The 14,474-nt window shown below is 64.9% G+C and carries 10 protein-coding genes, 2 tRNA genes and 1 rRNA gene; 12 read left to right on the top strand and 1 reads right to left on the bottom strand.

The window, feature by feature from the left end:
* Positions 1-3 precede the first annotated feature (3 nt).
* Positions 4-522 (top strand): LPS assembly lipoprotein LptE, encoded by a 519-nt coding sequence (gene lptE / locus ACGHC0_RS23375; protein ID WP_368353190.1) that lies wholly within the window; start codon positions 4-6, stop codon positions 520-522.
* A gap of 40 nt (positions 523-562) precedes the next feature.
* Positions 563-1,609 (top strand): DNA polymerase III subunit delta, encoded by a 1,047-nt coding sequence (gene holA / locus ACGHC0_RS23370; protein ID WP_368353189.1) that lies wholly within the window; start codon positions 563-565, stop codon positions 1,607-1,609.
* A gap of 125 nt (positions 1,610-1,734) precedes the next feature.
* On the opposite strand, the gene ACGHC0_RS23365 is transcribed toward holA, so the two are convergent.
* The gene (locus tag ACGHC0_RS23365) at positions 1,735-2,037 is read right to left on the bottom strand and encodes a hypothetical protein (RefSeq protein WP_368353188.1); all 303 of its coding nucleotides are present in this window, start codon (positions 2,035-2,037) and stop codon (positions 1,735-1,737) included.
* Between the two features lie 90 nt (positions 2,038-2,127).
* On the opposite strand from ACGHC0_RS23365, the gene ACGHC0_RS23360 reads away from it, so the two are divergent.
* The 10 genes from ACGHC0_RS23360 (at position 2,128) to ACGHC0_RS23315 (ending at position 14,384) form a co-directional block, all read left to right on the top strand.
* A complete protein-coding gene (locus ACGHC0_RS23360) occupies positions 2,128-3,408 on the top strand; it encodes a glutamate-5-semialdehyde dehydrogenase (RefSeq protein ID WP_415266905.1) in 1,281 nt (426 codons plus the stop codon).
* Between the two features lie 48 nt (positions 3,409-3,456).
* The gene (trkA, locus tag ACGHC0_RS23355) at positions 3,457-4,935 is read left to right on the top strand and encodes a Trk system potassium transporter TrkA (protein ID WP_368353186.1); all 1,479 of its coding nucleotides are present in this window, start codon (positions 3,457-3,459) and stop codon (positions 4,933-4,935) included.
* Between the two features lie 35 nt (positions 4,936-4,970).
* Positions 4,971-6,437, top strand: a complete 1,467-nt coding sequence (locus ACGHC0_RS23350) for a TrkH family potassium uptake protein (RefSeq protein ID WP_415268452.1) — start codon at positions 4,971-4,973, stop codon at positions 6,435-6,437.
* 114 nt (positions 6,438-6,551) lie between these two features.
* The gene (gshA, locus tag ACGHC0_RS23345; RefSeq protein ID WP_368353185.1) at positions 6,552-7,847 is read left to right on the top strand and encodes a glutamate--cysteine ligase; all 1,296 of its coding nucleotides are present in this window, start codon (positions 6,552-6,554) and stop codon (positions 7,845-7,847) included.
* A 153-nt stretch (positions 7,848-8,000) separates the two neighbouring features.
* Positions 8,001-9,869 (top strand): potassium transporter Kup, encoded by a 1,869-nt coding sequence (locus ACGHC0_RS23340; RefSeq protein ID WP_415266904.1) that lies wholly within the window; start codon positions 8,001-8,003, stop codon positions 9,867-9,869.
* An 84-nt stretch (positions 9,870-9,953) separates the two neighbouring features.
* Positions 9,954-11,141: a benzoate/H(+) symporter BenE family transporter gene (locus ACGHC0_RS23335; RefSeq protein WP_415266903.1), complete on the top strand. Its 1,188-nt coding sequence runs from the start codon at positions 9,954-9,956 to the stop codon at positions 11,139-11,141.
* Between the two features lie 27 nt (positions 11,142-11,168).
* Positions 11,169-12,119, top strand: coding sequence for a glutathione synthase (gene gshB, locus ACGHC0_RS23330; RefSeq protein ID WP_415266902.1), 951 nt, complete (start codon positions 11,169-11,171; stop codon positions 12,117-12,119).
* Positions 12,120-12,600: 481 nt separating this feature from the next.
* Positions 12,601-14,129: ribosomal RNA gene (locus ACGHC0_RS23325) — 16S ribosomal RNA — on the top strand.
* Between the two features lie 71 nt (positions 14,130-14,200).
* Positions 14,201-14,277 (top strand) — tRNA-Ile (locus tag ACGHC0_RS23320).
* A 31-nt stretch (positions 14,278-14,308) separates the two neighbouring features.
* Positions 14,309-14,384, top strand: a tRNA-Ala gene (locus tag ACGHC0_RS23315).
* Positions 14,385-14,474: the final 90 nt, after the last annotated feature.

Genomic DNA, 14,474 nt, shown 5'->3' with positions numbered 1-14,474 from the left:
ACCATGCTGCAGCGCAAACGCTCGTTCCTGACCTTGCTGGCCGCAGCGCCGCTGGCCGCCGGCCTCACTGCCTGCGGCTTCCACCTGCGCCGCGCGCCGGAGTTCCAGTTCCGCACCCTCTATATCCAGGCAGGTGCCGGCTCGGCCCTGGGCCGTGAACTCGAGCGCACCCTCAAGGGCTCGGGCGGCGACCTCACGGTGCTGCGCGATCCCGCCGACCTGCCCAAGGCCGACGCGGTGTTCGAGCTGCTGTCCGAACAGCGCGAGCGCGTGGTGGTGGGCTACAACGCGTCCGGCCAGGTGCGCGAACTGCAGCTGCGCCTGCGCATCCGCTTCCGGCTGCGCAACCAGCAGGGCACGGAGCTCATTGCTCCGACGGAACTCGTGCAGCAGCGCGACGTGAGCTACAACGAGAGCATCGCCCTCGCCAAGGAGGCCGAAGAGGCGCTGCTCTACCGCAACATGCAGACCGATCTCGTGCAGCAGTTGCTGCGGCGTCTGGCCGCGGCGCGTCCGCAATGAGGGCGGGCTGGCCACTTCCCGGGGCCGGTGGTGCATTGCCATGCAGATCGCGCTGAACCAGCTGTCCGCACATCTCCAGAAGGGGGTGCGGCCGCTCTACGTGATCCACGGCGATGAGCCGCTTCTGCAGCAGGAGGCCGCGGATGCCATCCGTGCCGCCGCGCGCGAGCAGGGCTACACCGAGCGCAGCAGCCACACCGTGGCGGGCGCGCACTTCGACTGGAGCGCGGTACTGGCGGCGGGCGGTTCGCTATCGCTTTTTGCGGACAAGCAGGTGGTGGAGATCCGCATTCCCTCGGGCAAGCCGGGGAAGGATGGCGGTGCGGCCCTGCAGCAGATCGCCGCTGCCGCCGCAGGCAACGAGGGCACCCTGACGCTCGTCATGCTGCCGCGGCTGGACAAGGCCACGCGCACCGGTGCTTGGTTCTCGGCCCTGGACCGCGAGGGCGTGAGCGTGCAGATCGACCCGGTGGAGCGCGGTGTCCTGCCACAATGGATCGCGCAGCGCCTGGCGGCGCAGAGCCAGCGCGTGGCCGCAGGGGAGGAGGGCCAGCGCACGCTGCAATTCTTCGCCGACCGGGTGGAGGGCAACCTGCTGGCCGCCCACCAGGAAATCCAGAAGCTCGCCCTGCTGCACCCGCCCGGGGAACTCTCCTGGGGCCAGGTCGAGGCCGCCGTGCTCAATGTGGCACGCTACGACGTCTTCAAGCTCTCGGAGGCCGTGCTGTCCGGCCAGGTGGCGCGCATGCAGCGCATGCTCGACGGCCTGCAGGCCGAAGGCGAGGCCGAGGTACTGGTCCACTGGACCCTCGCCGAGGACATCCGCTCCCTGAAGCGTGTGAAGGATGCGGTGAATGCCGGCAAGCCGCTGCCCATGGCACTGCGCGAAAACCGCGTCTGGGGGACGAAAGAGCGGCTCTTCGAGCGCATCGTTCCCCGTTTTTCCGATGCCGCCGCTTCGCGCCTGCTGCAATCCGCCCACATCGTGGACGGCATCGTCAAGGGCCTCAAGGTGCCCGACTGGCCTGCCGATGGCTGGCAGGCATTGCACCGCCTCGCGCTGCAGCTGTGCAAGGCAGTGAAGTGAACACCCCCTGAATCGCCTGCGGCGCCTTCCCCCTCAAGGTGGACGACGCCAGCAGCCCGGCGAAGCCGGCTCTGCGGCGTCTGCTGGCGTGGCCTGCTCCGCGGCCATTGGACGGGTGAAGCATGTCAGTGCATGCTCCCGATTTGGGCCCGTGCCTTGTCCACCCAGGCCTGCAGGCTGTCGATCAGGCCGCCCTGGCTGAACGAGCAGCTTTCCTCCGAGAACAGCGCCGAGGATTCGAGCCGGTCCAGCAGATCCGCCAGCACCTGGGCGTAGCGCGGTGGCAGTGCTGCCAGCAGCGCCGTCTGCGCGCGTGCCGCCTCGCTGAAGGCGTGCGGCGCCATGCGCGCGGCGCGGAGATCCCCCAGGGCCGTGGCGAAGGTGGTGAGCTGGGCGGCTGGCAACGGTGTGGTCGGGGTGGTCGTCATGGCGCGCGAGGGTAGCAAAACCGGAACGTACCGCCCGGCGGGGAAACCCGCGCCGGGCGGGTAGCGCAGCGATGCGTCAAAATCACGTCCATGAACGCGCAGCACATCGCCGAAACCCTCCACGCCCTCGGATCCCAGGCCAAGGCCGCCTCCGCGCTGATGGCCCAGGCGCCATCGGCCGTCAAGAACCGTGCGCTGCTGGCGCTGGCCCGACGCCTGCGCGACAACGCCACCGCCCTGCAGGCGGACAACGCCCGCGATCTCGAGCGTGCCCGGGCTGCCGGCCTCGCCGAGCCCATGGTGGACCGGCTCAAGCTCACACCCAAGGTCCTGGAGACCTGCGCCCTGGGCTGCGAACAGCTCGCCGCCATGGGCGATGTGATCGGCGAGATCTCCGGCATGCGCCAGCAGCCCAGCGGCATCCGCGTGGGCCAGATGCGCGTGCCGATCGGCGTCTTCGGCATGATCTACGAAAGCCGCCCCAACGTGACCATCGAGGCGGCCTCGCTGAGCATCAAGAGCGGCAACGCCTGCATCCTGCGGGGAGGTTCCGAGGCCATCGATTCCAACCGCGCCCTCGCGCGCCTCGTGCAGGAGGCGCTCGAGGAAGCCGGCCTGCCCGGCGATGCCGTGCAGCTCGTGCAGACCACCGACCGCGAGGCCGTGGGCCACCTCATCGCCATGCCGCAATATGTGGACGTCATCATTCCGCGCGGCGGCAAGGGCCTGATCGAGCGCATCAGCCGCGATGCCAAGGTGCCCGTCATCAAGCACCTGGACGGCAACTGCCACACCTACGTGGACGACCCCTGCGATGTCGCCATGGCCGTGAAGGTGGCCGACAACGCCAAGACGCAGAAGTACAGTCCCTGCAATGCCAGCGAAGGGCTGCTCGTCGCGCGTGGCGTGGCCGCTGAATTCCTGCCGCGGATCGGCGCCGTCTATGCGGCCAAGGGCGTGGAAATGCGCGGCTGCCCGGAGGCCCTGGCCCTGCTGGCCGGCGTGCCGGGCGCCGTGCTCGTGCCAGCCACCGAACAGGACTGGTCCGAGGAATACCTTGCGCCCATCATCAGCATCAAGGTGGTGGACGGCCTGGACGAGGCGATCGCCCACATCAACCGCTACGGCAGCCACCACACCGACGCCATCCTCACGCGGGACCACATGCATGCCCAGCGCTTCCTGCGCGAAGTGGATTCGGCCAGCGTGATGGTGAACGCCAGTACCCGCTTCGCCGACGGCTTCGAGTACGGCCTGGGCGCCGAGATCGGCATCAGCACCGACAAGTTCCACGCGCGCGGCCCGGTGGGCATCGAGGGCCTCACCTCGCTCAAGTGGGTGGTCCTCGGCGAGGGCGACATCCGCGCATGAGCGGTCCGCCGCTGGCGGACTCCCTCTCCCTTCCTCCGTTCCTGCCGCATGAAGATCATCATCCTGGGCGCGGGCCGCGTGGGCGAGAGCGTGGCCGACAGCCTGGTGTCCGAGAAGAACGACATCACCGTCATCGATACCGATGCCCGGCGCCTGCGCGACCTGGAGTCGCGCTTCGACCTGCGCGGGGTCGTCGGCAGCGGCATCGACCCTGAAGTGCTGGCCGAGGCCGGCGCCGCGGATACCGACCTCCTCATCGCCTGCGCCGCGCTCGACGAGACCAACCTGGTCTGCTGCAAGATCGCCCAGCTGCTCTTCAACGTGCCCACGCGCATCGCGCGCGTCCGCTCCTCGGGCTTCGGCACCGGCGACGAGCGGGGCCGCGCGCTGCTCGGCAAGGAGGGCCTGGCGGTGGACCGCATCATCTGCCCGGAAGAGTCCCTCACGCGCTACATCGGCAAGCTCGTGCAGTACCCCGAGGCCCTGCAGGTGCGTGAATTCGCGGGCGGCCGTGCCTGCCTGGCCTCCGTCCGGGCGCGGGCCGGCGCGCCGGTCGTGGGCATGCGCATCGCCGACATGCGTGCCAGTGCTCCCGATGTCGCCATGCGCGTGGTCGCGATCTACCGCCGCTTTCCGGAGGAGCCCGACCGTTTCGTGGCCTGCGACGGCACCACCCGCATCGAGGCCGGTGACGAAGTCTTCGTGCTCGCTGCCCGTGAGCAGGTCCCGCGGGTGCTCGCGGCGCTGCACCAGCGCGGCGGCGTGCCGCCGCGGCCCGTGCGCCGCATCATGATCGCGGGCGGCGGCCGGGTGGGGCTGCGGCTCGCGCGCCAGTTGGCGGCGCAGGGGGGCTTCCACATCAAGATCCTGGAATCGAATGCCGATCGCTGCACGGAACTGGCCTCGGTGCTGCCCGCGGAGGTCCTCGTGCTGCACGGGGATGCCACCGATGAAGACCTGCTCGGCGACGAATGCATCGAAGAGGTGGACCTGTTCCTCGCCATCACCGACGACGACGAGGACAACATCATGGCCTGCCTGCTCGCCAAGCGCATGGGTGCGAGCCGCGTGCTCGCGCTCATCAACCGCCGCTCCTACGCCGACCTCATGCACGGCACGCAGATCGACATCGCGCTCTCGCCCGCACAGGCCATGCTGGGCGAACTGCTCGCCTACGTGCGCCGCGGCGATGTCCAGGCGGTCCACAGCCTGCGCCGCGGCGTGGCCGAGGCGCTGGAAATCGTCGCCCGTGGCGACCGCAAGAGCTCGCGCGTGGTAGGCCGCCGCGTCGGCGAAATCCACTTGCCGCACGACGTACACATGGGGCTCATCGTGCGCGGCCTTGCCGAGCACGCCACGGCCGATGCGGGCGAGGGCATGTCCGTCCCCGCCGGCGAGCCGGAAGTCATCATCCCGCAGAGCCACACGGTCATCGAAAGCGGCGACCATGTGGTTTTCTTCCTGCCGCACAAGCGGCTGGTGCGCGAGGTGGAAAAGGCCTTCCGCGTGAGCGCGACGTTTTTCTGATCGCGATGCCGGTGCCTTCCGCGCTCTCCGAGGCCCTGCCGGACCTGCTGCCGGTGCTGCGCGTGTTCGGCGCGCTGCTCGCGATGTTCTCCTGGGCCCTTGCCGTTCCCCTGGGTGCATCCTTGTGGGCAGTGGAGGGCCTGTGGCCGGTTTATGCCGCCAGCCTGGGTTTCTCCCTCGCGTGCGGCGCCGTGCTGTGGTTCGGGCTTCGCCGCCATGCGCGGGAGCTGCAGCCCCGCCACGGGGTCATGCTCGTGTCGCTGGTCTGGCTGGTGCTGCCGCTGTTCGCATCCCTGCCGCTCCTGGCTGCCCTTCATGCCATCGGCCGCCCCATCGGTTTCACCCACGCCTACTTCGAGGCCGTTTCAGGACTCACCACCACCGGTGCGACCGTGCTGTCCGGGCTCGACAAGCTGCCCCTCTCGGTCAACATCTGGCGCACCTTCATGCAATGGATCGGCGGCATGGGCATCCTGATCCTCGCCGTCGCCGTACTGCCGCTCCTTGGCGTGGGCGGCAGCCAGCTTTTCAAGGCCGAAGCCGCGGGCCCCGTCAAGGACACCAAGCTCACCCCCCGCATGACCCAGACGGCCAAGGGCCTCTGGGGCGTGTACGTCGTGTTCTCCCTGGCCTGCGCGCTCGCGTTCTGGGCTGGTGGCATGGCGGTTCCGGATGCGCTGATGCACATGTTCGCCACGGTGAGCCTCGGAGGGCTGTCACCCTACGATGCCAGCTTCGGCCACTTCCACTCGCCCCTGCTGGAAGCGATTGCCATCGTCTTCATGGTGCTGGCCAGCTGCAACTTCGCGCTGTACTTCGTCGCCCTGCGCAAAGGGCACTGGCGCACCTGCTGGCGCGATCCCGAATTGCGCGCCACCGTATGCACCCTGCTCGGCAGCGGCCTTTTCGTGGCCCTGCTGCTCTGGTTCAAGGGCATCTACGGGCCCCTGGATGCGCTGCGGCACGGCATGTTCCACACCGTGTCCGTAGCCACCACCACCGGCTTCGCCACCACGGACTACCTCGGATGGCCGGTGTTCGCCCCGGTCTTCCTGCTCATGCTGTCCGGCGTGGCGACCAGCGCCGGCTCCACGGGCGGGGGCATCAAGATGGTCCGTGTGCTCATCCTTCTGCAGCAGGCGCGCCGCGAGATGACGCGGCTCGTGCATCCGCGCGCGGTGCAGCCCGTGCGCCTGGGGTCCGCCGTGGTCGAGAACCGGATGATCTTCGCCGTGCTGGCCTACATGCTGGTCTATGGCGCCACCATCACCGTGCTCAGCATGGTCCTGCTGCTCACCGACCTGGACGTCGTCACCGCCTTCAGCGCGGTGATCGCCAGCGTCCACTGCACCGGACCGGGCCTGGGTCTGATCGGTCCCGCTGCCAATTACGCCGTTCTCACCGACTTCCAGCTCTGGGTCTGCACGCTTGCCATGCTGCTCGGCCGGCTGGAGATCCTCAGCTTCATGGCGTTGCTCACGCCCGCTTTCTGGCGGCGCTGATCCCGCGGCACTTCGCCGTGGAAAAAACTTGCGAACCCGGCCCGCGCCCCCAAATCCCTACAATCGACTCCACTTTCGGCGCAATGCCGTCTTCCCTGATTTCCGAGGGTACCCATGGTTCCGCATCTCATCACCGCCCTCACGGGGCCGATCAACGAGCTAGAACAGCGCATCCTCGATGCCATGCCCGCGATCGAGCGCTGGTTCCGGCTCGAGTGGATGGAGCACACCCCGCCCTTCTACACGTCGGTGGACATCCGCAACGCCGGCTTCAAGCTCGCGCCCGTGGATACCAACCTCTTTCCCGGGGGCTGGAACAACCTCACGGCCGAGATGCTTCCGCTGGCCGTGCAGGCGGCCATGGCCGCGATCGAGAAAATCTGCCCCGAGGCGCGCAACCTCCTCATCGTCCCGGAAAACCACAGCCGCAACACGTTCTATCTCGCGAACGTGATCCAGCTGCAGCGCATCTTCAACATGGCCGGGCTCAATGTGCGCGTGGGTTCCATCAGCCCCGAGATCAAGAAGCCGACCACCGTCACGCTGCCCAACGGCGATTCGGTCACGCTGGAGCCGGTGGTGCGCGACAAGGGCCGCCTCGGGCTCAAGAACTTCGATCCCTGCACGATCCTGCTCAACAACGACCTGTCCGCCGGTCCTCCGGGCATCCTGGAGGAGCTGCACGAGCAGTACCTGCTGCCGCCCCTGCATGCCGGATGGACCGTGCGCCGCAAGAGCCGCCATTTCCAGAGCTACGAGGAGGTGTCCAAGCGCTTCGGCAAGCTCCTGGGCATCGATCCCTGGCTCATCCATCCGCTCTTCAGCCACTGCGAAGGGCTGGATTTCAGCGAAAACGCCGGCGTCGAGGCCCTGCGCTCCGCCGTGGACGCGCAACTGACCAAGGTCCGGCGCAAGTACAAGGAATACGGCATCAACGAAAAGCCGTTCGTCATCGTCAAGGCCGACAACGGCACCTACGGCATGGGCGTCATGACCGTGCGGGACGCCAAGGATCTCGACGCGCTCAACCGCAAGACACGCAACAAGATGGCCATCGTCAAGGACGGCCAGCCGGTCACCGACGTCATCATCCAGGAAGGCGTGCTGACCCGCGAGCGCGTGCACGAGGCCGTGGCCGAGCCTGTCGTGTACATGATGGACCGCTACGTGGTCGGAGGCTTCTACCGCATGCATGCGGAGCGGGGCGTGGACGAGAACCTCAACGCGCCCGGGGCGAGCTTCGTGCCGCTCGCCTTCGAGCAAAGCACCCATCTGCCCCAGCCCGGCGCCCGGCCCGGCGCCAGCGCGCCGAACCGCTTCTACATGTATGGCGTGATCGCCCGGCTGGCCATGCTGGCGGCCAGCTACGAGCTCGAGGCGACCAACCCCGAGGCCGAAATCTACGAATAAGCCTCTCCGCGGCGCCTCAGCCGCCCCGCCTGGCGCTTAGTTGCTGCTCTGCAACATGGAGCGGCCCGCCGGGGTGCTTTCCCCGCTCCTTGTCACAATAGCGGTCCCCCAATACCGGAACCCCATCCGGCACGGTGCCGGAGGGGCCCTGCAGTGCAACGCTCCAAATCCTCGCTTGCGGCGCTCACCCTCGGCGCCATCGGCGTCGTGTATGGCGACATCGGCACCAGCGTGCTGTATGCCGTCAAGGAAGTCTTTGGCTCCGGCCACGTGGCCTTCACGCCCCAGAACGTCTATGGCGTTCTCTCCATCCTCTTCTGGACGCTCACCACCATCGTCTCGCTGAAGTACGTCGTGCTCGTCCTGCGGGCGGACAACAATGGCGAGGGCGGGCTCATCGCCATGCTGGCACTGGCCTCCCAGGCCGTGAAGGACAAACCGAAGCTGCGCTCCGCACTGCTGGGCATCGGCGTCTTCGGAACCTCCCTGTTCTACGGCGACGGGGTCATCACGCCCGCGATCTCCGTCCTCTCGGCGGTGGAAGGCCTGGAGGTCGTATCCCCGCACTTCGGCAAGGCGGTCATCCCCCTGACGCTCATCGTGCTCTTCTGCCTGTTCGCCGTGCAAAAGCGCGGCACCGGTGGCATCGGGCGCTATTTCGGGCCGGTCACGCTGGTGTGGTTCACCTCCATCGCGGCCCTCGGCGTGCCACACATCATGGGGCACCCGGAAATCCTGGGGGCCCTGAGCCCGCACCACGCGCTCGGCTTCATCTGGCGCAATCCGGGAACGAGCTTCATCATCCTCGGCGCCGTGGTCCTCTGCGTGACGGGCGCCGAAGCCCTCTATGCCGATCTCGGACACTTCGGGAAGAAGCCGATCCGCCTGGCATGGTTCAGCGTGGCCATGCCCGCCCTCACCATCAACTATTTCGGGCAGGGTGCCCTTCTGCTCGCCGAGCCGGAGGCCGTCAAGAACCCCTTCTACATGATGGCCCCCGACTGGGCCCTCATCCCGCTCGTGATCATGGCCACCATGGCCACCGTCATCGCCTCCCAGGCCCTGATCACCGGAGCGTTCAGCGTGACCAAGCAGGTGATCCAGCTGGGCTATCTGCCGCGGCTGAACATCCTGCACACCAGCGTGCGCGATACCGGCCAGATCTATATCCCGTTCGTCAACTGGGCACTGTTCCTCGCCATCGTCCTGGCCGTGGTCATGTTCCGCTCCAGCAGCAACCTCGCGGCCGCCTACGGCATCGCTGTCACGCTGGACATGTTGATCACCACCGTGCTCACCTTCTTCGTCATCCGCTATGGCTGGAAATATCCGCTGGCGCTGTGCATCGGGGCCACGGGCTTCTTCTTCCTCGTGGATCTGGCCTTCTTCAGCTCCAACCTGCTCAAGCTGCTGCAGGGCGGCTGGTTCCCGCTGATGATCGGCTCCATCGTCTTCATGCTCATGATGACCTGGAAGCGCGGCCGCGAACTCCTGAACGAAAAGCTGCGCGCCGACGCCATCGACCTGAGGGATTTCCTCACGGCCGTATTCGTCAGCCCGCCGACGCGCGTGGACGGCACGGCCGTCTTCCTGACGGCTGAGCCGGGCGCGGTGCCGAACGCGCTGCTCCACAACCTCAAGCACAACAAGGTCCTGCACCAGCAGAACCTGTTCGTCACCGTCCGCAACCATGAAGTTCCCTGGATCGGTCTCGACAAGCGCCTGCAGGTCGAGGCGCTCGGCGGCGACTGCTGGCAGGTCATGGTGCACTACGGCTTCAAGAACGACCCCGACCTTCCGGGTGCGTTGGCACTCATGCGCGGGCGCGGGTGTGAACTGGAATCGATGACGACCAGCTACTTTCTCTCCCGGGACGTGGTCACCCCGACGATCGGCAGCGGCATGGCTCCCTGGCGGGAAAAGCTCTTCGCACAGATGCACCACAACGCGAGCGGTGCTGCAGGCTTCCTCAACCTCCCCAGCAATTCCGTGGTGGAGCTGGGCTCCAAGATCGAGATCTGAAAGTACGAGGCAGCCCCGGACGGCCCGGGCCATCCTGGTGGAGCGGGATGGCCGTCTGTGCAGGGTGACAGAATCCTGCCCCTCATGCGCTCCTTCCTCAGAGATATCAGCCTCTCCGCCGCCGCTGCGGGATTCGTCGCAGTCCTGGTGGGATTCACCAGTTCGGTCACCCTGGTCTTTCAGGCGGCCCAGGCCTTCGGCGCCACGCCGGCCCAGATCACGTCGTGGATGTGGGCCCTCGGGCTCGGCATGGGACTGTGCTCCCTGGTCCCTTCGCTGCTCCTGCGCCAGCCCGTGATGGTGGCCTGGTCCACGCCCGGCGCCGCCGTGCTGGCGTCGGCCGGCCTGGCGGGTGGTTCTTCCATGGGCGAGGCCGTCGGCGCCTTCATGCTGTGCGCCGTCCTCATCACGCTCGCGGGGGCTACCGGCTGGTTCGAACGCGCGATGCACCGTATCCCGGCGGAGATCGCCTCCGCACTGCTGGCCGGTGTGCTGGCCCGGTTCGGCATGCAGGCCTTCGCGGCAGCCCAGACCGCACTGCCGCTCGTCCTGCTGATGCTCTTCAGCTACCTCCTGGCGCGGCGGCTGCTGCCGCGCTATGCCATCGTGCTCACGCTGGCAGCCGCGATAGCGTTCACGGCCGCCCAAGGCCGGATATCCCTGGACGCCGTCCATCTCGCCTGGGCCGTCCCGGTCTTCACGGTGCCAGAGTTCACCGCGCCTGCGGTCATCGGCCTGGCGCTGCCGCTTTTCGTGGTCACCATGGCATCGCAGAATCTTCCGGGGGTGGCTGTCATCCGGGCCTCCGGCTATCCGCTGCCGGTGTCCCGTCTCCTCACCATGACCGGGCTGGCCACTCTGGCGCTGGCGCCTTTCGGTGCCTATGCGCTGAACTTCAGCGCGATCACCGCCGCCATGTGCATGGGGCCGGAGGCGCACGAGGACCGGTCGCGCCGCTATACCGCTGCCGTGGCCTGCGGTGCGCTGTACGTCGTCATCGGTCTGTTCGGCGCGGTGGTGACCGGGCTGCTGACCGCATTTCCGCGCGAGCTGGTGGTTGCCATCGCCGGCCTGGCACTGCTCGGGACCATCGGCTCCGGCCTGTTCACCGCGCTGCGCGACGATGCACACCGTGAAGCTGCGCTCATCACCTTCCTTGTCACTTTGAGCGGTGTCGTGATCGCCGGTGTCGGCTCAGCCTTCTGGGGCGTAGTCGCCGGCGTGCTCACGCTATTTGTGCAACAGTACGGACGCCGCCCCCGCGGCGCCTGACTTCACCTTCCCAGCCCAGACGAAATCATGAACATTCTTTTCGTTGCCGATCCGGCCGAACACTTCAAGATCTACAAGGACACCACGTTCTCGATGATGCGGGAGGCACAGCGCCGGGGGCATTTGGTGAGCGTGTGCGAGCCGGCCCACATCCGCTGGGAGCAGGGAAGCAAGGTGACGGCGCGTGTACGAGACCTCCACCTGACGGGTGACGCGCAAGCCTGGTTCACCGTGGCAGGAGAGAGAGAGGTCGAGCTCTCCGGATTCGGCGCCGTGCTCATGCGCAAGGACCCTCCGTTCGATAGCGAGTACTTCTATGCCACCCATCTCCTCGAGCAGGCGGAGCGGGAAGGGGCGAGGGTCTTTAACAAGCCCCGCGCGCTGCGCGACCATCCAGAGAAGCTGGCCATCATGGAGTTTCCCGACCTCATCGGACCCACGCTCGTCACGCGGAATGCGGGCGACATCCGGCGCTTCCACGCGGAACATGGAGACATCATTCTCAAGCCGCTGGACGGGATGGGCGGCATGGGCATCTTCCGGGTCAAGGCGGACGGACTCAATCTGGGCAGCATCATCGAAACCCTCAACCACGACGGCGCGCAGACCGTCATGGTGCAGAAGTTCCTTCCCGAGATCTCCGAGGGAGACAAGCGGGTACTCATCATCGGCGGCGAGCCTGTGCCTTATTGCCTCGCACGCATTCCCCAGGGATCGGAAGTCCGTGGCAATCTCGCAGCCGGCGGCAAGGGCGTGGCGCGCCCGCTCACCGCCCGCGATGTCGAGATCGGTTGCCGGCTCGGTCCGGTACTGCTGGAGCGGGGCATGCTGCTGGCAGGAGTGGACGTCATCGGCGACTGCGTCACCGAAATCAATGTGACGAGCCCTACCTGTTTCCAGGAAATCTTCGACCAGACGGGGTGCGACGTCCCGGCACTGTTCCTCGATGCGCTGGAAAAGCAATTGAACTTGGGCTGACGGCGATTTTTGTTGCTATACTAGCGGGCTTCGCTACTGAGATTGCTGCGATTCCTGATGGGGTTGTGGTGGAAGCAGGTGGCGAGGGCGGTAGAAGAAAAGTTTTGCTGAGAGTTGCGCTGGTAGAAAAAACTGGTGTAGAATTCAAGGCTTCGCTGATCTGAGGTGCTGCAAGAGATTGCGGTGGTTGAGGTTGGCGGGTGGTTGGAAGTTGAAAGACGAATAACCACAAAGTTTGACAGGACTTTAAAAACCTGTTAGAATTCGAGGCTCCGCTGATTGCAGCGAGTCAAGAAGAAAAGAGAAATCTGATCTTCTGGTTCCTTAAAAATATACAGCCGATAAGCGTGGGCGTTTGATGGCGAGTGCCAAGTTCTTCGGAACTAGTGCTTAGCACTACAAACGCTCATGAGAATAGAAGTGAAGTTCACTTCAATTCCGTTTTTATGAGTGAAGTCGAAAGACTTTAAATTTCAAGATCGAACTGTAGAGTTTGATCCTGGCTCAGATTGAACGCTGGCGGCATGCCTTACACATGCAAGTCGAACGGTAACAGGTCTTCGGATGCTGACGAGTGGCGAACGGGTGAGTAATACATCGGAACGTGCCCGATCGTGGGGGATAACGAGGCGAAAGCTTTGCTAATACCGCATAAGATCTATGGATGAAAGCAGGGGACCGCAAGGCCTTGCGCGAACGGAGCGGCCGATGGCAGATTAGGTAGTTGGTGGGGTAAAGGCTTACCAAGCCTACGATCTGTAGCTGGTCTGAGAGGACGACCAGCCACACTGGGACTGAGACACGGCCCAGACTCCTACGGGAGGCAGCAGTGGGGAATTTTGGACAATGGGCGCAAGCCTGATCCAGCCATGCCGCGTGCAGGATGAAGGCCTTCGGGTTGTAAACTGCTTTTGTACGGAACGAAAAGCCTTCTTCTAATAAAGGGAGGTCATGACGGTACCGTAAGAATAAGCACCGGCTAACTACGTGCCAGCAGCCGCGGTAATACGTAGGGTGCAAGCGTTAATCGGAATTACTGGGCGTAAAGCGTGCGCAGGCGGTGATGTAAGACAGATGTGAAATCCCCGGGCTCAACCTGGGAACTGCATTTGTGACTGCATCGCTGGAGTACGGCAGAGGGGGATGGAATTCCGCGTGTAGCAGTGAAATGCGTAGATATGCGGAGGAACACCGATGGCGAAGGCAATCCCCTGGGCCTGTACTGACGCTCATGCACGAAAGCGTGGGGAGCAAACAGGATTAGATACCCTGGTAGTCCACGCCCTAAACGATGTCAACTGGTTGTTGGGTCTTCACTGACTCAGTAACGAAGCTAACGCGTGAAGTTGACCGCCTGGGGAGTACGGCCGCAAGGTTGAAACTCAAAGGAATTGACGGGGACCCGCACAAGCGGTGGATGATGTGGTTTAATTCGATGCAACGCGAAAAACCTTACCCACCTTTGACATGTACGGAATCCTTTAGAGATAGAGGAGTGCTCGAAAGAGAACCGTAACACAGGTGCTGCATGGCTGTCGTCAGCTCGTGTCGTGAGATGTTGGGTTAAGTCCCGCAACGAGCGCAACCCTTGCCATTAGTTGCTACGAAAGGGCACTCTAATGGGACTGCCGGTGACAAACCGGAGGAAGGTGGGGATGACGTCAAGTCCTCATGGCCCTTATAGGTGGGGCTACACACGTCATACAATGGCTGGTACAGAGGGTTGCCAACCCGCGAGGGGGAGCTAATCCCATAAAGCCAGTCGTAGTCCGGATCGCAGTCTGCAACTCGACTGCGTGAAGTCGGAATCGCTAGTAATCGCGGATCAGAATGTCGCGGTGAATACGTTCCCGGGTCTTGTACACACCGCCCGTCACACCATGGGAGCGGGTTCTGCCAGAAGTAGGTAGCCTAACCGTAAGGAGGGCGCTTACCACGGCAGGGTTCGTGACTGGGGTGAAGTCGTAACAAGGTAGCCGTATCGGAAGGTGCGGCTGGATCACCTCCTTTCTGGAAAACAGCATTCAATATTGAACGCCCACACTTATCGGTTGTTGGAAGAAGTCGGTGCTAACCGACATGGGTCTGTAGCTCAGCTGGTTAGAGCACCGTCTTGATAAGGCGGGGGTCGTTGGTTCGAGCCCAACTAGACCCACCAAATCTTCCGAACATAAGATGCGAGGATCAGTGGGGGATTAGCTCAGCTGGGAGAGCACCTGCTTTGCAAGCAGGGGGTCGTCGGTTCGATCCCGTCATCCTCCACCAACCAATACGCCCTGCGGTAGGGTGAAGAAACTAACACCAAAGCGGCTTCGCGAGAGGCCTCTTTGTTGTTGGTCCGGTATAGACCGGGTC

The organism is Acidovorax sacchari, from assembly GCF_042847045.1.
In the GTDB taxonomy this organism is placed as follows: Bacteria; Pseudomonadota; Gammaproteobacteria; order Burkholderiales; family Burkholderiaceae_C; genus Paracidovorax; species Paracidovorax sacchari.
Note: the sequence above shows the minus strand (reverse complement) of the source record. Positions and strands in the feature narration are given on the sequence as shown.